Annotated in this window: 26 protein-coding genes and 1 pseudogene; 1 reads left to right on the top strand and 26 read right to left on the bottom strand. The window is 71.3% G+C overall.

The features are described from left to right. The 15 genes and pseudogenes from KVT44_RS38825 to KVT44_RS58730 all read right to left on the bottom strand — a co-directional run bounded on the left by KVT44_RS38825 (position 1) and on the right by KVT44_RS58730 (position 8,565). Positions 1-513, bottom strand: coding sequence for a hypothetical protein (locus KVT44_RS38825; protein ID WP_217572321.1), 513 nt, complete (start codon positions 511-513; stop codon positions 1-3). Between the two features lie 73 nt (positions 514-586). Next, a complete protein-coding gene (locus KVT44_RS38820) occupies positions 587-1,435 on the bottom strand; it encodes a DUF317 domain-containing protein (RefSeq protein WP_217572319.1) in 849 nt (282 codons plus the stop codon). After that, a complete protein-coding gene (locus KVT44_RS38815; RefSeq protein WP_217572317.1) occupies positions 1,426-1,782 on the bottom strand; it encodes a hypothetical protein in 357 nt (118 codons plus the stop codon). The genes KVT44_RS38820 and KVT44_RS38815 overlap by 10 nt, the downstream gene beginning before the upstream one ends. Positions 1,783-1,810: 28 nt before the next feature. Beyond that, a complete protein-coding gene (locus KVT44_RS38810; protein WP_217572315.1) occupies positions 1,811-2,614 on the bottom strand; it encodes a DUF317 domain-containing protein in 804 nt (267 codons plus the stop codon). Next, positions 2,611-2,994 carry a hypothetical protein gene (locus KVT44_RS38805; protein WP_217572314.1) on the bottom strand — a complete coding sequence of 128 codons (384 nt, stop codon included), beginning with the start codon at positions 2,992-2,994 and terminating at the stop codon, positions 2,611-2,613. The genes KVT44_RS38810 and KVT44_RS38805 overlap by 4 nt, the downstream gene beginning before the upstream one ends. 275 nt (positions 2,995-3,269) lie before the next feature. Further along, positions 3,270-3,677: a hypothetical protein gene (locus KVT44_RS38800; RefSeq protein ID WP_217572312.1), complete on the bottom strand. Its 408-nt coding sequence runs from the start codon at positions 3,675-3,677 to the stop codon at positions 3,270-3,272. 14 nt (positions 3,678-3,691) lie between these two features. Continuing rightward, positions 3,692-4,342 carry a hypothetical protein gene (locus KVT44_RS38795; protein ID WP_217572310.1) on the bottom strand — a complete coding sequence of 217 codons (651 nt, stop codon included), beginning with the start codon at positions 4,340-4,342 and terminating at the stop codon, positions 3,692-3,694. After that, a complete protein-coding gene (locus tag KVT44_RS38790) occupies positions 4,339-5,097 on the bottom strand; it encodes a hypothetical protein (RefSeq protein ID WP_217572308.1) in 759 nt (252 codons plus the stop codon). Before KVT44_RS38790 ends, KVT44_RS38795 begins: the two co-directional genes overlap by 4 nt. Before the next feature lie 23 nt (positions 5,098-5,120). Further along, positions 5,121-5,816, bottom strand: coding sequence for a hypothetical protein (locus tag KVT44_RS38785; RefSeq protein ID WP_217572306.1), 696 nt, complete (start codon positions 5,814-5,816; stop codon positions 5,121-5,123). Between the two features lie 13 nt (positions 5,817-5,829). Further along, a complete protein-coding gene (locus KVT44_RS60705; RefSeq protein ID WP_308314218.1) occupies positions 5,830-6,264 on the bottom strand; it encodes a hypothetical protein in 435 nt (144 codons plus the stop codon). 105 nt (positions 6,265-6,369) lie between these two features. Further along, entirely contained in the window at positions 6,370-6,675 is a 306-nt protein-coding gene (locus KVT44_RS60700; protein WP_308314217.1) for a hypothetical protein, read from the bottom strand. Continuing rightward, a pseudogene (locus KVT44_RS38775) lies at positions 6,672-7,096 on the bottom strand (hypothetical protein). Before KVT44_RS38775 ends, KVT44_RS60700 begins: the two are co-directional and overlap by 4 nt. A gap of 99 nt (positions 7,097-7,195) precedes the next feature. Beyond that, the gene (locus tag KVT44_RS38770; RefSeq protein WP_217572304.1) at positions 7,196-7,693 is read right to left on the bottom strand and encodes a hypothetical protein; all 498 of its coding nucleotides are present in this window, start codon (positions 7,691-7,693) and stop codon (positions 7,196-7,198) included. A gap of 48 nt (positions 7,694-7,741) precedes the next feature. Continuing rightward, on the bottom strand, positions 7,742-8,008 hold the full coding sequence (locus tag KVT44_RS38765; protein ID WP_217572302.1) for a hypothetical protein: 267 nt from the start codon (positions 8,006-8,008) through the stop codon (positions 7,742-7,744). A gap of 23 nt (positions 8,009-8,031) precedes the next feature. Beyond that, entirely contained in the window at positions 8,032-8,565 is a 534-nt protein-coding gene (locus KVT44_RS58730) for an MFS transporter (RefSeq protein ID WP_302832160.1), read from the bottom strand. A gap of 425 nt (positions 8,566-8,990) precedes the next feature. On the opposite strand from KVT44_RS58730, the gene KVT44_RS38755 reads away from it, so the two are divergent. Continuing rightward, positions 8,991-9,908, top strand: coding sequence for an endo-beta-N-acetylglucosaminidase H (locus KVT44_RS38755; RefSeq protein WP_217572300.1), 918 nt, complete (start codon positions 8,991-8,993; stop codon positions 9,906-9,908). Positions 9,909-10,145: 237 nt separating this feature from the next. On the opposite strand, the gene KVT44_RS38750 is transcribed toward KVT44_RS38755, so the two are convergent. The 11 genes from KVT44_RS38750 to KVT44_RS38700 all read right to left on the bottom strand — a co-directional run bounded on the left by KVT44_RS38750 (position 10,146) and on the right by KVT44_RS38700 (position 20,559). Further along, the gene (locus KVT44_RS38750; RefSeq protein WP_217572298.1) at positions 10,146-10,526 is read right to left on the bottom strand and encodes a hypothetical protein; all 381 of its coding nucleotides are present in this window, start codon (positions 10,524-10,526) and stop codon (positions 10,146-10,148) included. A gap of 70 nt (positions 10,527-10,596) precedes the next feature. Further along, positions 10,597-11,775, bottom strand: a complete 1,179-nt coding sequence (locus tag KVT44_RS38745) for a hypothetical protein (RefSeq protein ID WP_217572296.1) — start codon at positions 11,773-11,775, stop codon at positions 10,597-10,599. Then, a complete protein-coding gene (locus KVT44_RS38740; RefSeq protein WP_254650503.1) occupies positions 11,772-12,161 on the bottom strand; it encodes a hypothetical protein in 390 nt (129 codons plus the stop codon). Before KVT44_RS38740 ends, KVT44_RS38745 begins: the two co-directional genes overlap by 4 nt. Then, positions 12,100-12,891 (bottom strand): hypothetical protein, encoded by a 792-nt coding sequence (locus KVT44_RS58725; protein ID WP_254650502.1) that lies wholly within the window; start codon positions 12,889-12,891, stop codon positions 12,100-12,102. Before KVT44_RS58725 ends, KVT44_RS38740 begins: the two co-directional genes overlap by 62 nt. 17 nt (positions 12,892-12,908) lie before the next feature. Continuing rightward, on the bottom strand, positions 12,909-13,682 hold the full coding sequence (locus KVT44_RS38730; protein WP_217572292.1) for a hypothetical protein: 774 nt from the start codon (positions 13,680-13,682) through the stop codon (positions 12,909-12,911). A 30-nt stretch (positions 13,683-13,712) separates the two neighbouring features. Then, positions 13,713-14,636 carry a hypothetical protein gene (locus tag KVT44_RS38725; protein ID WP_217572290.1) on the bottom strand — a complete coding sequence of 308 codons (924 nt, stop codon included), beginning with the start codon at positions 14,634-14,636 and terminating at the stop codon, positions 13,713-13,715. Positions 14,637-14,914: 278 nt separating this feature from the next. Further along, entirely contained in the window at positions 14,915-15,487 is a 573-nt protein-coding gene (locus KVT44_RS38720) for a hypothetical protein (RefSeq protein WP_217572288.1), read from the bottom strand. A gap of 15 nt (positions 15,488-15,502) precedes the next feature. Then, positions 15,503-17,017, bottom strand: coding sequence for a VirB4 family type IV secretion system protein (locus KVT44_RS38715; RefSeq protein WP_217572286.1), 1,515 nt, complete (start codon positions 17,015-17,017; stop codon positions 15,503-15,505). A gap of 28 nt (positions 17,018-17,045) precedes the next feature. Beyond that, entirely contained in the window at positions 17,046-17,513 is a 468-nt protein-coding gene (locus KVT44_RS38710; RefSeq protein ID WP_217572284.1) for a DUF6238 family protein, read from the bottom strand. A gap of 112 nt (positions 17,514-17,625) precedes the next feature. Beyond that, complete coding sequence (locus KVT44_RS38705) at positions 17,626-19,098, bottom strand: SCO6880 family protein (RefSeq protein WP_217572282.1); 1,473 nt, start codon at positions 19,096-19,098, stop codon at positions 17,626-17,628. 81 nt (positions 19,099-19,179) lie between these two features. Beyond that, on the bottom strand, positions 19,180-20,559 hold the full coding sequence (locus KVT44_RS38700) for an ATP-binding protein (RefSeq protein ID WP_217572280.1): 1,380 nt from the start codon (positions 20,557-20,559) through the stop codon (positions 19,180-19,182). Positions 20,560-20,581 lie beyond the last annotated feature (22 nt).

The following is a 20,581-nucleotide window of genomic DNA, read 5'->3' as shown; positions in this document are numbered from 1 at the left end:
TCACTTCCGTGCCGCAGTTCGCCGGGCGGATGCGAGGGCCGGTGTGGGAACCAGGGGTGAAGGGGCACTGCGGGCTGCGGCGCTGATTTCCCGGAGCGCCTTGCCGTGGCTGGCCCAGTCGTCGAGGTAGCTCCACGATTCGGCGTGATGTTCGGCGAGGGCGTCGTCGAAGTCGGCGGTGCCGGGCTTGGCGGTGGCGGGCAGGGCATCGCGGGGGCGCAGCCATTGCTCGTGCAGTACGTCGAGCCGGTCGAGGGCTGTGTGCAGGACGCCAAGCTGGTAGACCCAGTGGCTCTGCACCGTGTTCTCCGGCAGTTGGGCCAGCTGTGTCTCGGCCGTCGCCAGCAGATGCCGGGCGCCGTAGCGGAGCGGTTCGAACGCCTCGGCGGTGTCGGCGTCACGCTGGCTCTTGCGCATGCCGTAGGCGTGGTCGTCGTGGGGCCAGCCGTCGAGGTCGGTGTGCTCGTCGGAGTAGGCGTCCCAGGCGTCGAGGATCTTCTGGCTGTCCCGCATGTAGTGGTCGAGGCGGCGCAGGAAGTCGCGGTGTGCGTGGTCGTCTCGGGAGATGAGGAGGAGTCCTGTCGGTTCAGCGGCGAGCGGCCGGCTGCGCGGTGCTGGCGTGGGCCGGGGCCGTCGCGGGATTCGTCTGCTGGCGGCGTGCGGTGCGGGCCTGCGCGCGGAGTGCCTTGACACGGGTGGTGTGCGCGTCGACCGTCTGCTCGGGCGTGAGGGGGCTGGGCTTCTGCGTCACGCCGTAGGTGGCAGTGCGGTCGAACATGCCGCGCTGCAACGGTGCGGGGTCGGTGAGCGCGGTGACGAAGGCGGTCACGAGGTGCTCGGGCGTATGACCGTGGAAGGCGGCGTGCCAGAGGTGAGTGCCACGGCTGCCAATGCCGACGGGGTGGTCGCGCACGTCGAAACGCCAGGCGACTCGCACCTGTTCGCGCCAGGGCACCGTGCCCGCGCCGTTCTCGGGTAGGCGCTCCACCTTGCAACCCGGCGGATCGCTGTATGCGATTCCGCGGCCGTCGATGAGCCAGCCTGCGGCGTCCAGGACGGACAGCGGGCTCGTTGGTTCGGCGGGCGCTTGAGCGACGAGCGCGTCGGTGAGGCCAGTGAGGACTTCGGCGGGGACGTGCTCGCCGAACTCGGCGTACCAGCCCGGCACGGTGCCGGAGGGCTCTGCCCGCAGCCGCCACCACGCCGAGGTGCGGGACTGCGGGTCGAACTGGAGCCGGTGGCGAAGGTCAGGGCTCACCAGGATGATCTCGGCGCTCAGGGGGTCGGAGACGGCCTTCCATCCGGCGGCGGCCAGACCGTGGGTGACGTGGCGGGCGTCTCCGGGGCCAGCGAGGTGGCGGGGGCTGGTGTCGTACGGGATCTGCACGGCGTGCTTGTCGGCGAAGGCGGCGAGCTGCCGTTCGCTCAGGGGCACCAGCAGCACCCCTGCTCGCTCGTCGGCGAACTGCCGTACAGGTCACGGAGATCGTCCAGCACGTAGTGGAGGGTGTGCTGGTCGGCCAGTTCCCATGCGGCCGTGCGCAGCTCGGTGATCAGCAGGTCGCCCTTCGCCGTGCGCGGCGTGTCCTGGTTCTCCTGCACGGCGCGGGCGAGGGCACGCAGCGTGTCGGCGAGTTGGACGGGTAGGCCCGTGTACTCGTCGAGGAGGGGCTCGACGAGGGCGAGGGCTTCTGCGGGGTCGGGGTTCTCGCGCAGGTAGTCGGTGAGGTCCGCGAGCGTTTCGGTCAGGGTGTGGATGGTGTCCGGGGTGAGTGCGGGCATCGGGCTCCTCGGGGCGGGGCTGTTGCGGTCAGCGGCGGGTGCGTGCGCCGTCGGCCGGGGTGTAGGGGCGGGCGCTGGTGCGCGGCCTGGTGCTGCGGGCGCTGTTGCGGGCCCAGGTGGCGGTGCGGGCGGCCGTGATGCGGGCTTGCTGCCACTCGCTGAGCTGGTAGGGCTTCACGGACACCGACCAGGTCCGGATCTGCGCGCTCAGCGGCACGCGTCCGCGCGGGCGCACCACGGGGTCCGGGTTGGCGAGTTCGGTGGAGAAGGCTTGCACCAGGTACATCGGGGCGTTCAGCGTGAAGTTGGCCGTCCAGCCGTTGCCCTGCTTGTCCTGCGCTCCGGTCCACCACATCGCCGCCCCGTCGGGGCTCTGCCGGTACTGCATCCACGCGGTGCCGTCGGGGCTCGTCGCCATGTAGTCCTGGCCCTCGAAGCGCGTGTGCCAGTTCTGCTCCTGCAGCGGGGCCCAGACGTTGGGGGCGTGGGCGGAGCGGGGGCGGGTGAGGGCGTCGGTCAGGCCGGCGACGATCTCCACCGGCGTTTGCCGACCCAGGTGGGCGGACCACTCGCCGTTCGCCCCGTCGGCCCGGCCGTGGATGGTCCATCCGCCGGGGAGAACGTAGGGGTCGTAGGCGATGCGGACGGTGCGGTCCGGGCTCTCCATGTGCAGGGGGCCGCCCTTCTTGGACTTGTCCCGCCAGCCGGAGGCGCGCAGGAACTCCGAGACGTGCCGGACGTCGCCGCCGCCGGCCAGGGCACGGGGCTGGACGAGGTAGTGCTGCTCGGCCTGCTCGCCCGGTCCCCAGCCCTGCCACTGCTTCTTCTTCATCGGCGGCGCCGGACGACGAGCGGTGCGGGTGTGGGGGGCTTCGCCGCCGTAGTGGCGGGCTGGGCGCCGACGCGCTGGAGGGTGTCTTTGTGTTCGTCCAGGTCGAGGGTGATGTCGCCGAGTTCGTTCGAGGCACGGCCCAGGGCGAGCCACACCTCCGCGGGGAGCGCGCCTCGCTCTGCCTGGTGCTTGGCGAACACGCTGCCGGTGGCGACGAGGTGGGTGACGCCGCCGAGGACTCCGCTGTCCGGGTCGAGCACGCTCGCGATGACCTGAGCGGCCTGCGGCGGGGGAAGCTGAGAGAGGTGGTCGGCGAGCTGGCCGAGCTGGCGGGTGATCTCGGCGGCCAGTCTCACCGGGTAGGGGGTGGGGTGGGACATGCTCCTCCGGGGCGGTGGACGGTCAGTGGTGGTGGCGCTGCCCGATGCGCTGTGTCTCGGCGAGGACGGCCTCCGGGCGGGCGCCGGCCAGCGGTGAGGTGCGGTCGGGGCCGGTCGGAATGCAGGCGCGCAGATAGCGGCGGAAGTGGGCTGTGGCGAGTCGGGGCTTGAGCCGGTTGCTGATCGGAGGGGGTGTGCGGGTTGCTACGGGTTTCTCCGGGTCTCGGATGGTGAGGTGGGCGGCCCCGGCGCGCTGCCGGGACCGCCCAGGCGCATTACTGGGTGCGGCTGGCCGGGGTTGCAGGCGAGGAGGAGCCGGCCGGTGCCTGTTGCCGCGCGGCAGGGCGGCCCGCTCGGGTGCGCAGCTCCTGCACGGCCTGCTGGTAGGCGGATTCGTCGAAGACTTCGGGCGTGCAGTTGACCTCGTACCCGGCCAGGAGCAGGACGGGGATGGCGCGGTTTGCCAGCCGCTTCTGCTCGCCGGCGTTGAGGTGCTCGGGCACGGTGTGCCAGATGTAGAGCGGCGTGTCCGTGGGGTATGCGTGGCGCTCCAGACCGAGGTGTTCCAGCAGGTCGTGGAGCTGGGCGGGGGCGCCGGTCGGGGTGTCGGCGTGGATGGTGGTCGTCAGGGCCTTGATGTAGATCTCGACGTCCGTGCCGTATTCGTCGGCCAGGTTGGCCATGTGGTTCTCCGGGGTCAGCGGCGGCGGGATTCCGCAGGCTGGGCGCGGCTCGGCGGTGGTGAGGCAGTGGCCAGCCGCTGTGTAGGGCGTGCGGCGTGGTTGCGGGCGTGAAGGATGGAGCGCGCGGCCTCGCTCATGGAGGTGGCGGTGCTTCCGAGCCGTGCGATGGGATCGGGTTCCCCGGCGGGCGCGGCCCCTGGGAAGTCGCTGGCGGCGATCCAGGCGCGGACGACGACCTCTCTGGCGAGGGGCAGCAGCCCGTGGACGAGGGCAGCGACCTCGGTCAGGACCTCGGCCACCTCGCTGCTCGTTGTGGCGGCTGCGGCTCGCTCAGCGAGCCCCGCCAGGTAGCGCAGGGCGGCCTCACGTTTACCGTCTGGTGCGACCAGCATGTTCAGCGTGGGGTCGAGGTGGACGCTGTGACCGGCGGCGAGCAGGGCGTGCGAGGCTGCGGTCGCCTTCAGGCGCTGCTGCTCGACGGGCAGGCCGTGCGGAAGCCGGTGATAGTCCCCGCGAGGTCCGGGAGCGGAGAGGAAGCCGCCGGTTCGCTGGAGGATGTCTGCCGCCTGTTCGGTGCCGCCGATGGCGACGACCAGGTCGGTGAGTGGGTCCTTGGTGATGGTGACGTACTCCAGCACCCAGAAGTCGGGCTCCGTCTGCTTCACCGAGACCGGGTGGCCGGCGTACGGGGACCGGCCGGGACGGGCGGCACGGAAGCGGCGGCGGCGATGGGCGCGGTCCGGCCTGCGGGATGCTGCAGAGCGGTGCCGATGCCGAGCGCGTCGAGGCGCGGGCCGATCTCGCGCAGGCCGCGGGCCTGGGCCTGGGTGTCGTCCCCACTCAGGCGGTAGATGCCACTGTGCGGGTCCTGGACGAAGCCGTGGGCCATGAGGACAGCTCCGGAGCGGTCGTCGGCGGGGGCAGTGGCGATGCTGCCGTCCGGCTGCCAGGTCAGGACGACCCGGTCCGGCTGGGAGGGCTGGATGCCGCCCAGGGCGTTGTGGCGGACCTGGGCGAGGGCGCTGTCGTAGCGTGCGAGCAGGTCGGCGGCGATCTGCTCGGCGCTTAGGAACGGGTCATCGGCCAGGGCGATGCCGTTGGGCTCGGGGACGGCGCGGTACGCCTCGTCGGGCAGGGAGTGTGGGGCGATGGCGGCTATGAGGAAGCCGTTGCGCTCGTCGTGCCGGTCCAGAAGGACGAGCTGCGCGCCGTCCGGTCGGCTCAGGACGGCGGCCTGCTGCAGGGGGCGCTCGGCGAGAGAGGCGGCGACCAGGTCCAGGTCCCAGATGCGGTCGGCGAGTTTGGCGAGGTCGTCCTTGGCGTCGGCCGGCAGGTGGGAGCTGGTCCAGCTGTCGGGGAGTTCGCCGGCGAGGACGTCGGCGTACGAGGTGAGGCGCTCGGAGGTGTCGTGGTCGTGCATGGTGTCCTTGGGCGAGGTGGGAGTCAGCGGCGCAGTCCGGCGGCCAACGGGGGCGGCGGGGCCGGGAGGGTGCGCGGCGGTGGCGGGCAGGCGCACACGGCAGAGCGCTCTTGCTCGGCTGACGGGACTTCCCCGGTGCAGGTGCTGCGGCCGGGGTGCGGGGCATGCCGGTCGGCGAGCTGGTTGCGGGTCTCAGAGAGGTCGGTACGGACGACGCGAAGGTGCTCGTCGGCGAGGTAGCGCAGCCGCCGCGCGATGTAGGGGTCGGCCGCCTGGCCGAGCCCGTCGTGGAAGTCGGCGGTGGCGGTGAGGACTTCCTCCAGCGCGGCGAGGATGCCGTCGTGGGAGGCGGTCAGCTCGGTCAGCGCATCGGCCGCCTCGTCCGTGGTGGTGGCCTCACGAAGGCGCTCGGCGAGATGCGCGACGGAGGCCCCCAGCGGCAGGTAGCTGGCCGGACGCGAGTCGGTATCGAGGTCCGCGTCGCAGTCGACGTGGTATCCGGCTGCTCGCAGGCGGGCGACGGCGTCGGCGGCGAGACGGGACTCGTCGTCCTCGGCCATGCCGGTGGGGACACGGTGGTACGTCTCGTGGACGCGGACGACGGCGACGAAGCCCGCGCGCTGGAGGATGCTGTGCGCCTCGGAGTCGCCGCCGCGGGCGAGGAGTTCGTCGGAGTGCGGGTCGCGGCGGATGTCCAGGAAGCGGTCGGTGCGGGGCAAGGAGACGTTTCTCCTACGGCGATCGGTGGGCGATGTGCCGGACGGCGGCTGGGGCCGGGACGGCACGGGGCTGGACCAGGCGGGTTGCGGTGGTGTCCAGGTCCTGCTGGATGGCGTGGAGACGGCGGGCGATCAGCTCCAGGCGGTGTGCCGTATCGGTGCTGGCTGCTCCCGGCTGGCGGGCGATCCGGTGCGAGGTGTGCTCGACGAGTCCGCGCACTGCGGCCAGCGGGTCGGCCTGTTCGTCGGCGAGCTGCGTAAGGATGGTCGCGAGCTGGGCTGATGCCGTGAGTGCCGCGCGGACGGCAGGCCGCGAAGGGGGGGCGGATCGGACAGGGATCAGGTGGAGGTCTTGTTCGATGCGACGCGCCTCCTGTGCCAGGCGCCGCAGTTTGTCCGCGGGAGGAGCGTGCCACGCGCCGTCGAGGTGGATCAGATTGGCGATCAAGTCGAGGCGCCCTGGCTGGGCCTGGACGGCGATCCACCGGCAGCCAGGTTCCTTGCCGGGGATCTCGATGCCGGCGGCCCGTGCGAGCCGCTGAGCGACCTCGGCCTACTCCGGTCCGGTCAGTTCCCGGTCGTCCGGGTGAAGGCGGATGTCGAGGTGGAGGATCGCCCGCCGGTCGTCGTCGGGGCTGGCGGCGAACGGATGCTCCAGGTAGAGATCTTCGAGGTGCTCGGCCCACTGGACAGCCGTCCAGATCCTCTGCTCGTCGTCCAGGGTGAAGTAATCCAGGCCGGGCCAGTGGGCGACGATCGTGTGCTCCGTCAGGCCCTCGTTCGGTGAGACCGGCCGCCCCAGCGCCTCGGCCAACGGGCCGTGCGGCGTGTGGGTGCGTTCGTGGAGGCGGGGGATCACCGGCCGCTCCGGATGTCGGCGATGTGCACGAGCTGGCCCAGGGCGGTGGTGGTGTACCAGCCGCAGTCGATCAGCTCGTTGCGGTCGGCGAACCGTGCGAGGAGGGTGTCCTCCATGGCCCGCAGGTAGATCAGGCAGTCCGGGCAGCGGCGCGAGAGGTGCACGAGGTAGCGGGGGTGGGCGGTGACGTAGGACTGGGCGCCGCCGGTCGCATCCCGCAGGCGCCACCCGTCCTCGTCGGTCGGGGTGTGCCAGGACGGGGCCACGACGCGCATCGCGTCGCCCCACAGTTCTCCGCCGGCCACCCCTTCAGGACGACGACGGTGTCACCGGCCCGGAAGTGGGCGTGGGTGATGTCCCGGTCGGTGGTGAGCGGGTCGGGCGTCGGTGCGAACGCTGAGGTGGGCGGGGGCTGGGACATGAGTTCCTTCCGCGCGATTGCTGGCGGGGTGGGAGCATCAATAGTCCGGAGGAACGCCGGTTTGGCTAACCGGCGTTTCCCGACTATGTTGCCCCGCCGTCAGCGGAACGGGTTCTCCGTCCCGCGGTCCGCCTCACTGGCCGCGTCGAGGAGTTCGAGCAGGTCAGTGCCGTCGGCGTCGCGCTGGTCGATCCACCATCCAACACGGGTGATGACCCGGGCCTTCTCTTCCAGCTCCGCCCAGTCCGCATCGTCCCAAGTGCCCTCGATGACAAGCGCGGTGTGCGCGGCCGTCATCAGCTGGTGGCGGGAGCGCTCGCCCCAGTCCAGGGCCTTCTCCGGACCCTCCAGCTCCGGCATGTCGAACTGCTTGGCCCACGCGACGGCTGCCTGCTTCTCCTCGGCGCGCTTGGCCGCGAGCCATTCCTCCTTGGACTCGGAGTCGGCATCGCGCGCCGCCTTCCAACAGTCGGTGCAGTCCTTCGACGCGAGCCAACGGGCAAAGCCTGCCCGCTTGTCGGCAGGGCGATTGGACAGGTCGTGATCCACACGGTGGGAGCAGGCGTGCTCCACGGTCCACTGCGTACGCACGGCCATAAGTCGGTCTCCTCAAAGGGGTTGGAAGGTGGTGGGGTTGCGCCCTGATCAGGGCGTCTTGCGCCGGCCTCGGAGCGGGCGGCGGTGTTGGCCGCGCAGCAGCTGTCCGGCGGGGCGGAGCTGTCGGTGCGCGGCGAGAAGGACGGCGAAAGTGAAGGCCGCACCGGCGGCGGGGAGCGCCGCGCTGGCGAGCGGCTGCTCGGCGAAGCGTCCGGCCAGGGCGGTACCGGCGGACTGTCCGACGCCGATCGACAGGATCAGCCACGCGTACGCCTCGCTGGTTCGGCCCGCCGGGGTGAGAGCGTCCGTGCTCACGTAGGCACAGGCGACCACGACTGTCAGGAACGCACCGGGCACGGCGACCGCGGCGGTGGCCGCGAACCCGGCCGAGTCAGGAGCGGGAGCCACCCGGCCAAGAACGCGGCTGTGGAGATGATCAGGCGCTTGGTGGTGCTCGACCAGGTGCGGCGTCCGTAGATGAGTCCGCCGACGAAGCTGCCGGTGGAGAACGTGGCGGGGATGATGCCCGAGAGCATGTCCTGGTGGTGGTGCTCGGCCAGGGCGATCGACCACACGTTCATGGCGCCGATCGCGAACCCGATACCGGTGAGGGAGACGAACAGCAGCAGCACGGCGGGGATGGCCAACTGGTGGGCCTGGTTCGCGTCCTGGCCCTCGAACCGCTCGGGTCGCCAGCGCCGCGACGGCGGGGCGAGGGCGACCGCGGCCGTGCCGGCCAGGCTGAGGGCGGCGGTGACGGCGAGCGCGGCGTCGGGGTTGCACGAGGAGGCGAGCGTGGCCACGAGCAGGGGGCCGACGATGTACAGCAGGCCCTGGGTGCCGGTGTCGAGGGCGAGCGCGGCGTGTCGCAGCCGGGGGTCGGGCAGCTGTGACGAGGATTCTTGGTTGGCACAAAAGAGGGATGGTTGACCGGTCAGACGTTTGATCCGCGAGGAGCGGAACCTGAGGTTTGCTGGAGAGGAGCGGCTGACCGATTGCTCCAGTGCTGCGGATCCGCGGCGTGCATGCCTGGTTCGTCCGCGCTGGCGGTGATCGCGTCGATGCCGATCTCCATGGGTTCTGTTGGTCGCCGGCCTGGGCCGGCGCGGCAGCGCAGCGTTCTAGTAACTCCCTTGCCGGGGCCCAGGGTTACGGTGCGACGTGCGTGCGTGGGAGTCGTGAAGAGTTCCCGCATGGTTCTGGGGGTTCGGTCACGGGAACGGAAAGATCCGGGGGGCTTTCTCGGCGCTCGCGAACAGGTCGGGCGCCGCTCCATGCGATGGGAGACCGATCAACTATGTTCACTCTGGTGCGGAGCAGAATACGGACGGCCACGCTCGCGCTCTCGGCCATTACAGCCCTCGCCTTAGGCGCGACCGCCACGACCGGCGCGGCAGCGGCCCCCGCTCCCGCGAAACAGGGACCAACCTCGGTGGCGTACGTCGAGGTGAACAACAACAGCATGCTGAACGTCGGCAAGTACACCCTCGCCAACGGCGGCGGCAACGTCTTCGACGTCGCAGTGATCTTCGCGGCGAACATCAACTACGACACGGGCACGAAGGCGGCGACCCTGTACTTCAACGAGAACGTGCAACGCGTCCTCGACAACGCCGCCACGCAGATACGGCCGTTGCAGCAGAAGGGCATCAAGGTCGTCCTCTCGGTGCTCGGCAACCACCAGGGCGCGGGCTTCGCCAACTTCCCGTCCCGGCAGGCGGCTTCGACGTTCGCGAAACAACTGTCGGACACCGTGGCCAAATACGGCCTCGACGGCATCGACTTCGACGACGAGTACGCCGATTACGGCAACAACGGCACCGGCCAGCCCAACGCCAGCTCGTTCGTGTACCTGGTGTCGGCACTGCGCGCCAACATGCCGGACAAGATCATCAGCCTCTACAACATCGGTCCGGCCGCGTCGCGCCTGTCCTACGGCGGCGTCGACGTCTCGTCCAAGTTCGACTACGCCTGGAACCCGTACTACGGCTCCTGGCAGGTCCCCGGCATCGCACTGCCCAAGTCGAAGCTGTCGCCGGCGGCCGTCGAGATCGGCGGAACCTCACAAAGCACGGCCGCCGCCCTCGCCCGCCGCACGGTCAGTGAGGGGTACGGCGTCTATCTGACGTACAACCTCGACGGCGCCGATCGCAGCGCCGATGTCTCCGCGTTCACCAGGGAGCTGTACGGCAGTGACGCCCACTACACGCCGTAGGCCGACCACACTCTCCGGCATCCGGTGTCCCCTCGGGGCGTGCTGCATCCCGTAGGGCCGCGCCTCGGGCAGGCCGCGCTTTCGACAACGATGTCGGAGGCGCGGTCGCCGCAGGTACGGTGACCTGCGCTGTACCAAAGTGCCAACTATCTCACTGATTCTGTGCTTCCGGCCGCGGAAGCTGGTTGGCATCAGTGCAGGTCACGAACGTCGCCCGATGTCAACTAGCAATCTTCGTCACAGCAGCACGCTCGGCCACAGTGCCCGCAGCCCGGCTTCCAAGGGCGGCGTGGCCAGACCTCCGCCGACGACGATGGCCGTAGCGAGACCCGGTCCGCCGTACGGCTCGGCCAGGGGCAGGGCCACCAGGAGGGCCGAGTTGAGCAGGGCTGCCGGAAGGTGCACCGCGTTCTGGCCGTGGCGGTCCATGAGGCGTCCCTTGACCGGTTGGGCTATCGCGGACGACAGCCCGTACAGGGCGCTGAGCAGTCCGCCGAAGGCGATGCTGCTGCCGCTCGCGGTGGCCCATAGGAGGATGGCGACGGGCGCCATGCCGTTGGGGAGTCGGCCGGTGAGGGTGCCGCCGAGGAGGCGGGCGACGTACGGGCTGCCCAGCACCGCGCCGTAGGTGATGCGCGGTGCTGGGGCCCGGGGGTGCGGTCAGGGACAACGGGTGCTTTCTCGGTGCTCACCGGTGGCGGGCGGGCGTGCTCGCGCGGGGCGGCGGCGTGGGTGGTGTGGTGTCCACGGCGGGGCGCGGGCGGACGCGCAGCACGGGGGTGCGGTGCGGGGGCAGGACGGCGACGGTCGCGCCGAGGTCCTCCGCCGCCTCTTCGACTTCGCGGGTGAGGAACTCGATCTGCCGGCTCAGCGCCGAGAGGCGGGCGGCGATCTGGCGACCCTGCACGGTCTCCAGAGCGCTGGCGAACTGGCCGCTGGTTTCGAGGAGTTCCTGGAGGCGGGCCATCGGCCCTGCGTCGTAGCCGCGCTGGGTGGCGCTGAGGAGGGCGTTGGAGGCGTCGCTGGCGTGCTGGGCCTCGACGACGTCCCGGGTGAGTTCCTGCAGCGAGATCTCGGGGGCGGGCTCGGGCCGGGTGAACCGGGAGACATCGGCGTGCAGCACACCGGGCGGGACCGGTGCCGGCAGTACCTTCCCTGCCTCGTACTCGTGGGCGTAGTGCCCGATCACCTGCCAGCCCGCGGTATCCGGGTCGCCTCGAAGGGCGACCAGTGTCGAGTCGCCGTCCTCGACCAGGTGGGCGAGGGTGATCGGCTGCCCGTCGGCGGCGTACCACGACTCGGTCAGCTCCAGGTCGCCTCGCCTGTGCGCGGCCTGGGCCTTCTCGGTCCACATCCGCTGTTCCTCTTCGGTCAGCGGGGCCTTGTGGTGCTGGCCATCGCGCTGGTCGGCGAGGTTGCTGGCGATGACACTGTGATCCGCCCAGGCGGCGAGGTAGGGCCACAAGGCCGCGTGCTGGGCGCGCTCGGCTGCGGAGCCGGGGGCGGCCGGCCGGTCGAGTGCCCGGCGGATCTCGGCGGTGGAGGCGGCCAGGCCATCCAGCACGGCCCGCCACCCGGCCAGGTGCCGGGCGGGAGGCAGCTCGTCGAGAGCGCGGCGGGCGGCATCGAGCAGAGCGTCGGCGTGCGGGGCGAGGTGGGTGGTGTACGCCTCGATCGCCGTCTTGTCGCGGTGGGCTCGGGCGGCTGCTGCGGCGCTTGCGTGGACGGTGCGGCCGTAGCGGTCGCGTGTCGTGTCGAGCGCGGTCTCGGTTTCGCGGTCGATGACCGCCATCCGCAGCCGGAAGTCGCGGGCGGCGTTGGCAAGTTCGGGTGCCAGCGGCAGGGGGCCGTCGGGGGCTGGCGTCATCGGGACCGCCCGCCGCCCGAGGCCGTCAGGTGGACGGTCGGTGCGTAGGTGGGCTTCGGCGGGATCGGCCGGGCTGCGGGCGGGGATGTGGTGGGTGGTGTGGCGCGACGCTGCGTCGTTCGGCCGGCGGCGGCCTGCGCAAGGCGGCTACGGCGCTCCGGGAGTCCGTTCGGCCGGACCGGGCGCGGCGGGCTGGCGGAGACGGCCGGGTCGAGGCGAATGTCGGCCTGCACGGTGTAGCCCTTGCGACGAAGATCGTGGACGGCCTGGCGGGTCCGGCGGGGACCGTCGCGCTCGGGCTCGCTGAGCCGGTACAGCCCTGGTTCACCGGGGACGGGCTCGAACTGCTCGCGCTCCAGGTACCAATGGGCGAGGTGCGCGGGCATGGCGGAGGTGGAGGAGGCGACGAAGCCGTGTTCCTCGTGGTCGCCGAAGGCGAAGTGGGTGCCGGGTTGCAAGGGGCGGGGTTCTCCTGACGTTGTCGAGGATCGCGGTGCGCAGCAGGTCGGCGTCGGCGGCTAGGTGCTTGTTGCCGTCGGCGGCGATGGCCGTCGCGTAACCGTCGTGGTCGAGGGCGATGTCCGGCAGTTCCGGGCTGTCGAGGTCGACGACGGAGACCATCTCCCAGCGCTTGTGCTGGGAGCGTTCGGCGAACACGGCCAGCCGCGAGGGGGCCTTGCCCTTCTGGTCCGAGAGCGCGGCGGCGAACCAGCGGTCCTGTCCGGCTCCCAGGCGCGGGATGTACAGCTTGGCGCCCGCGGAGTCGTAGGACCACGGCTTGTACGGCTTGCGGTCCGCCGCGGGGGGCCCTTCAGCCTCGGTGTAGTCCGAGACGGACATCGCGTACAGCGGTCCGTCCTCGACTGTGTCGAGCAGGCGCCGGTTCCGGTCGATGTTGGCCTCGTTGTTGATCTTCGAATAGCGGGTGATGACGTCGCGGGCTTGAGCGGTGCTGAGAGCGGGCACGGGCTTCGGGGCGGTGCTGGCGCTGGGCGTCTGCCGGGCCTGGGAGGGGCCGTCTTCGCCGGCGCAGCCGGTGAGAGCCAGGGCGAGGCAGGCGGCGCCGACGAACAGCGGCAGGGTACGGCGAGCGGTGCGGATGGAGGCTCCAAGCATCTGCAGGGCGGAAGGAATCAGCGCGTACGGGCGGCCGTTGGGGCGGTCTTCGGTGATGCCGGCGGTAGGGCCGCGCTGGTGGTGGGCGCCGAGTGGCGGAGGTTCACGCCGATGCCCTTGGCCGTGAGCTGCTGGACCACGCCGTGGACGCGAAGGGCGCGACCGCTGTCCCCGTATGCGGTGGGCAGGAGGAACGCCGCTTGGTGTGGGTGGTACTGGAAGCCGTGGGCGTACAGCGTCATGCGGGCGTCCACCGGCACGCTGTCGTACGGTGCGCCGAGGGCTCCGTCGCTGTACAGGGTCAGGGTGAGGACCTGGTCGACCTGTGGCGGGGCGGGCCAGTACGGAGGCTCGGGATGGTCCGCTGCGTTGGTGAGCACTGCCTGAAGGGCCTGCTCGTAGCGGGGCAGGAGCCGCCGGACGACTCGCGCCGCCGCCCGAGCAGGATCCTTGGGAACAGCGATGCCATTGGGTTCCTCGACCGCGACGAAGTGGTGCGGCTTGATGTGCGTGCCGACGGGGGCGAGCGGCGCGACGACGAACTGGTGCGGGTAGAGGGGCCGGTCGGTCACGTACAGCCGCTGGTTGGCTGGCCCGTGAAGCACGGCGTCGTGGGTGAGGACGTACTGGCTGACGACATAGTCGACGTGTCCGGCGTCCCAGAGCTGCTCGGTACGGGGGAACTGGTCCGCGTACCGCGCGTGGCGCTGATAATCGCTGGTCCAGATGCCCGGCAGGCGGTCGGCGAGGCTGGTGGCGAAGGCGGACAGAGCGGTGCGGGGCGAGGTCATGTCTTCCTGGAGGGAGGCGGCGGTGCGGCGTCAGCGCGTGTGCCGCGGCGGCGCTGACGGGAGGGCTCGCGGCGGAAGGGACGGTGCACGAGCCGGGGCGGAGGGCAGTCGCGGTGCGGGCGCGAGCGAGGTGAGGGCCCGCATCCGATCCTCGGCCACGTGCAGCACCTCTCCGAGGTTGCGGATCTCTGCGGCGGCGTCGGCGAGGTCGTAGGACAGGTCGAAGCCGTCGTCCTCCTCGGCTTCCTTGGCCTTCTCGCCGGCTGCTTCGAAGAACTCGCCGAGCTGCGCCAGCAGGCCGTCGGTGGGCTCCAAGATCTGATGCAGAAGAGCAGCAGCATCCGCGTGCGACTCGGCTCCGTTGAGCCGGTCGGTCAGAGCGCGCAGCGCGTCGCCGTAGACGTATACGGGGCCACGGTCTGGTGTGCCGGGGATGTCCCGGGCCTGGTGCCGGGGCGTCGGTTGGGCTGGGCGCACGCGGGGGCTTTCGTGGGGCAGGACGGTGTGTGGTAGCAGCCCGAGCTGGGCGAGGCGATGGTCGATCGCCTCGATCAGGGGTTGGGCGCTGCCGCCGTGGCGGGCTTCGGGCCGCTGGCGAGCGCCGAGGTCGTCGGAGGGGGCCGAGTCGTAGAGGACCTCGAACAGCGTCTGGTCGTCGGGGTGCTCGCGGGTCGCGATCCAGCCCTCGGGGTCGCCGGGCGGACGCTCGGAGGGCGGTTCCTGCGGCGGACTGATGATCAGGTAGCTGTCGTCGGGGAGCGAGACGCGCACGATGTAGGCGCTGAGTCCGAAATCGATGTCGCATGGCAGTCCGCGCGCTCGCAGCGGCGTGGTGATGTGTGCGTGGCGACGCCACAGCTCCTGCCACCACGGCATGTTCACGTCGCGGTGGTCGGGAAGCGGCGCGATCGGAGCCGCGCGGGCGTCCGTGGCGTTCGCCTCGTCAGCGGCCACGGCTTCTCCTGCGGGATGCTGGTCGGTGTGGCGGAGGCGTTCGGCGAGCGAGGTCGGTTTCCGGCTTCGGAACTGGACTGAAGTCGAGTTCGTACTCGTCGTAGGCGGCGATCAGGTCGTGTTCCAGCTGGGCTTCACGATCGGCGACTTGCGCCATGAGGTCGTCGTGCTCGGCCTGGCACTGCTGGTATTCGGCCCAGTCGGCGTCGCTGAAATGAGCGGGGCGGTTCAGAGCATTCCTTGGGATGTGGGTGGATCGGGCTTCGGGGCAGGCGCGGTCAGCGGTGGCGACCGCCCGGCCTGGGTGGCGGAGGCGCCGGCGGGCTTTCCCGACGGGTGAGCGTCGAGAGGAAGCGTTGGAAGCCGAGGTGGTCGTCGAGTTCCTTGACCGCGTCGCGCAGGGATTCCGAGGTGCGCCGCAGGAAGCCGCGCGCCGAGGCGTGGTCGATGACCATGCGGTTCGTGAGGTAGTGTCGGTCGGTCGGGTTGGCAGACCGTGGCAGGGCCAAGGCACTCTCCGCGGTTTCGGTGAAGTGCGGTGCTGCGTGGCTCGACATGGTCGCCGCCGTGGCGAGATGGCTCAGGACGATGCCGCCGGCGCGGGTAGTGCGGTGCGGGCTCCGGGCGAAGTCAGCAGTCAGCTGGAGGACGTCGCGGGAGAGGTCCTGCGCGTCAGCGGCGTGCTGGAGTAGCGCGGTGTAGGAGGGCGCGGCCGGTACATGTCCGCTCTCGTCCAGCAGCTCCCACTGATGGGCGGCGTTGAGCAGTCTGTCCTTCATCGCGTTGAGCGCGCCGATAAGGTGGAGGGCGTCGTCGCTCGGTATCAGGTCGCGTTGGAAGTCGGGTTTCACGGGCCTCTTGCTGTTTCAGTGCATCCGGGCGTCGGTGTCGAAGAGCGCCAGCTCGTGGCTGTGCAGGAGGTGCTGCACGATGAAGCTCCGACCTGCGACTTTCCACAGGCCACGCCCTCGGTTGAGGTGCGCGATGGCGTCCATCTCGACGGAGGTCAGGCCGAGCAAAGAGGCCGCGGCGTGGAGTTGGTCTGTCTCCTGGCGGTAGATGATGCGGGTGGAGCAGTCGGCGAGGAGTCCTTCGGCCAGGGCCCGACCCTGTGATCCGGCATCGCCGGCGGTGAGCAGGTCGGACAGCCGGTGGATCACCATGAGGTTGGCGATGCCGAGGCCGCGGCTGAGCTTCCACTGGGCCTGCATGCGCTGGAGCAGTCCGACGTGTCGCATCAGACGCCATGCCTCGTCGTACACGATCCAGCGCTGGCCGCCGTTGGGGTCGGAGAGGGCGGACTCCATCCAGGCGGAGGCGCAGGTCATCGCCAGGACGAGGGCGGTGTCGTCGCCGGAGCCGCCGAGGCGGGACAGGTCGATGGTGAGCATCGGCGCGTTCGGGTCGAAGCCGACGGTGGAAGGGGCGTCGAACATGCCGGCCAGGTCACCGTGGACGAGGCGCCGCATGGCGTGGGCGAGGTCGCGTGCTGCGTCGCCGAGTTGGCCCGACATCATCCCGGCGGTTTCGTCGAGCGCGCTGGGGTTGTTGAGGGTGGCGGCGACGTCGCCGAGGAGTGGGGTGCGGTGCGTGTCGGCGGCGCGGGTGACGACGGCGTCGAGGGCGACGTCCAAGGCGGTGTGCTCCATGGGCATCAGGTCCCGGCCCAGGACGGTCCGGGCGAGGGAGCCGAGCAGGAGCAGGCGCCGCTTACGGATTTCGCCGACCCAGTCGGCCTCAGAGACGCTCTCCGGGCGTGGGGCCGCGTCCAGGGGGTTCAGCCGTCCCGGCAGTCCCGGACCGAGGGCGACGGACCGGCCGCCGAGAGCTTCCGCCACCGGCGTCCACTCGCCTTTCGGGTCACACGGCACGTAGACGCGGTATCCGAAGGCCACCGAACGCAGCGCGAAGGACTTGGCGAGGGCGCTCTTGCCCTGGCCGATCACTCCGGCGAGCAAGAGGTTCGGGTTGGTGAACCCGTCGACCTTGCCGTACAGCGCGAACGGATCGAAGACGAAGCTCGCCTCGGAGTGGACGTCGCGGCCGATGTAGATGCCCTCGGCGCCGAGTCCGCCTTCGGCCAGGAACGGGTACGCGCCGCCGGCCACGGCCGTCGTCATGCGGTGAGCGGGCAGCTTCAGCCGGTTCCCACGCGCGGAGGCAGGACCGGGACGTCCGCTCGGGGGGTGGAGCGCGGCGGGCATCTGGTGCTCGGCTGACGTGGTCTCGCTCTGGTGGGCGCTGGCTTCGGCGCGAGCCTTGGCGGTGGCCTCGGCGAGCTGTCGGCGGGCAGCCTTGCGGCTGGCACGGTCAGTGCCGTGGGGGGTGAACAGGGGGCTGGCGGACGCGCGGCGGGCGCGACGGGCGGGCCGGTGGTTCATCGGGGGCCCTCGATTCTGCGGGTGGTGCTCATCGCACGCAGGCCGTGGTGTGCGGGCGAAGGTCGGTGGGGGTGGTCTTGCGGCGGATGACGTGTCCGGCGGTGAGGTGGCGCTGGCAGATCGTCAGTACGGGCGGCCCCTCGGGTAGCCGCTCTGGATGGCAGGCGCTCGCCTCGGCGTCTGCCACGGTGTCGGTGTTGACGGGCAGCAGGTGGAAGGCGGCGTGGACCTCGCTGGTGGCCTGCCAGAGGCTGGTGTGCGCGCTGGCCAGGTGACGACCGGCGGCGGGGTGCGGCGGACAGGTGGTTTCGGCGAGGCGGTCCAGGAGCTGGTGCAGGGCGGTGAGGTGAGCGTGCAGTACGTCAAGGTGCAGGCGGTCCGCCGGCCGGGGCGGGGTCGCGTCCGACGAGGCAAGGGCCCGGGTGTGGTGGCGGACGCCGGCGCTCGCAGCGCGGAGGTAGGGGTGCGCGTCGTCCGGAGGCGTGCGAGAGGTCAAAGGTGGTGGTCCTTCCTGCCGGGAGGCAGGGCGGCGACGGGTGGTCCGTCGCGGGTGATCGAAGAGCAGCGGGCCGGGGTGCTGGCGGGAACGGTGTGGGGACAGGCCCGGCTCACAGGGCGGTCCGAGCGAGCGGGAGCGCGGTGAGGGTGAAGGCGTCCGGTTGCTGGTAGTTGAGCCGTCGTAGATCGACGCCCGAGGTCACGGCGTGGGTCTCGATCTGTGCGCAGGCGGCGTCCAGGAGCGCGTCGGTCTCGGCGGTGACGGTGACCAGGCCGGTCAGCGCCACGTCGGCATGCCCGGCGATGAGCTGGCGCTCACGCTGCTTGACGTCGGCGTACTCGACGGAGTCTTCCTCGCTGTCGACCTGCCCCCGGCGGGCCCTCTCGTTGGCGTCGGCGATGATCGCCGCCTTTTTCCGCTGGACGTCCCGCAGCGCGGACTCGAGCCCCTGCGGCACGTAAATAAGGGAGAGGCTGCGACGCACGCCGGCCGTGAACATGATCCCGTGCAGGAACCCGGCCCCCATTTCGGTGCGCGGCCAGTTCTCCACCCAGTACGTTGCGTGCCGTGCGCTGTCGGTGGCGAGGCGGTCGTACTCCTCGAACTGGACGACGGGCCCGGCTGCGGCGGGGTCGGCCTCGGCGCGGCCGGTCTCGGACCACTGCTGGAGTGCACCGAGCGCTTTCGGGTCGTAGGCGGTGCGGATGACGGCGGCGATCTCCCGCGAGGTCAGCCATCCGGTGACCTGGAGTCCGGCGTTGCGGGCGGCCTGGGCGATGGACGCAGTGGTCTGCTCCATGACGGTGAAGGCCCCGGGCAGCCCGCCGCCGGCCTGGCTGATCAGGCGCCGGGCGGCCTTGAGGTCGAGGGAGATGGCGAGGTAGGTCTCGTGCGGGGCGGCGGCGGGGCCGGCCGAGGCGACCAGTTCGGAGTAGATCTGTCCGGCGACGGGGGCCTGGGGCTGTCCGTTATGGGTCCAGTGGCGGGTGAGGGTGTCGCCGCTGTCGGGGACAGTGCGCTCCAGCACCTGGACGGTGGCGATGTGCCCGGTGCGGGCGATGCCCGCCAGCGCGCGTCCCCAGCTGCTCACGTTGTGGTTCTGGGTGGCGGGGTCGAGGAGGGCGAAGGCGCGGCTGCTGACCCGGGCGATGGCGGTCAGCGTCTGGTGATGAGGGTCATGGACAGCCGCGGCCTGGTTGGCGGAGTCGCCGGGGGTGACGACCTTGAGGGAGGCGGCGGTGCCGGGCAGGTGGAGGATGCCGTCCAGCCGGGGCCGGGTGACGGGCCGGGCGAGCCAGAGGGTCTGGCCGGTGCGGCGGCGGTGTGCGTAGCGGGCGACGATCGGCGCCCAGTCGATCAGGGAGCGGCCGTGCCGGCGGATCGCGACGAGCGCCCCGGATGCCGCCCACAGCGGGGCCAGGGCAACGGCGCCGAGCAGTCCGGTGGAGATCACCGTCATCAGCAGCAGCGCCAACGTGCACGAAACGAGGACGAGTTGGGGCAGGGAGAGGCCGAGGAGGATGCCGCGGCGGGACCGGTGCGGGAACTTCACCGTGACCGGGGCGACGGAGAGATCAGTCAAGGGGCGGGTCCTGGAGGCGCGGGTGGAACCCGGGGGCGGGAGGTGGCGTGCACTCCCCGCCCCCGGTAGTCGGGCAGGGGATCAGAGGCCGGTAGGAGGCGGCGGCGGTCCGCTCGCCCCGCTGGACGCGGCGTTCTGTGAACCGGAGGACGGTGGGGCGCCCTGCGGCGGCGGGGTCGTGGTTGGCGGGGCGGACTGCCATCCGCCGCCCTGGCCGGACGCGGCGTTCGCTCCGGATCCGCCCGGCCCCGGGCTGCCTCCCAGCTGGCCGCTGGTGTTGTCGGACACGCTCGTCGGCGCGGGCTGGACGGCCTTCCCCAGACCGGACTTGACGGCATCGCCACCGGGCGAGCCGCCCGTTCCGCTGCCCTGCGAACCTTCCTTGCCCCCTCCGCCTCCGCCGGTCGGGTTGGCGGCAATGTCGCCGGGGAAGCCGCCTCCGCCAGCGGCGTCGGGGCCCTGCGGTGCGGCGCCTGCTCCGGCGGCGGCGCCACCGGTTCCGGCGGTGGCCGCGGCTGCTGCGGCCTTGCGGGCGGCCTTCTCGGCGTGGGCCTTGGCGATCTGGGCTCCGGCTCCGCCGGCGCGGTGGATGGACTCGCCGTCGGTGCCGTCGGCCGCCCAGTGGACGAACTTGAAGACGGCATACGGGCACAGCAGGACCAGAATCATGATCACGATGCCGGACATGACATCGGCGAGGGCCGCGATGCCGTCCTTGGCCTCGGTCCTGCCCATGGCGGCGATGCCGAGCACGAAGATCACGGTCATCAGCAGCTTGGAGACCACGAGGGTGGCGGTGGCCTCGATCCAGCCCTTGCGCCAGCGCCGCGCGACCTCCCAGCCGCCGCCGGCGGACGCGAAGACGGCCAGCGTGACCATGACCAGGATGCCGACCTTGCGGACCATCATCACGCACCAGTACAGGAAGGCGCCGATGGCGGCACCGAGGCCGACGACGACCGGGACGAGCCAGCCCAGCCCGGCCAGGGACCCGATCTGGCTGACCTTCACGATGCGGCGCACGGCCGACTCGATGTTCAGGTGCGCGGTCTTGAACAAGCCGTCGGAGACGGCGTCGACCACCTCGACGGCGACCGTGGTCAGGGCGATGGCGCAGAAGGCGAACAGGACGCCGCTCATGGTGCCGGTGAACGCCTGTGTCAGGGCTTGTCCGTCGCGCCGGACGGCGGCCCGGACCAGCTGCGCGCAGAACGTGGCGACCAGCAGGACCAGGCCCAGTGGCAGCAGCATCTCGTAGTTGTCGACGAACCACGATGCGTTGAGGTCCACCTTCGTGGTGGTGTCGACTGCCTCGGCGGCCAAATCGGCTGCGGCGGCTGCCAGTTCACCGGCAGACTTTGCCATCCAGTCACCGATGGCTTTGCCGGGGTCCGAGGCGAAATCCACCGCGTCGCCGACGGCGCACAACTTGTCTGCCAGGGGGTAATCACAGAAACCCACGAGGAGTTGTCCCTCCTTTCTT

It is taken from the genome of Streptomyces sp. GbtcB7 (assembly GCF_019091445.1).
Classification (GTDB): domain Bacteria; phylum Actinomycetota; class Actinomycetes; order Streptomycetales; family Streptomycetaceae; genus Streptomyces; species Streptomyces mirabilis.
This window is presented reverse-complemented; position numbering and strand designations above follow the sequence as displayed.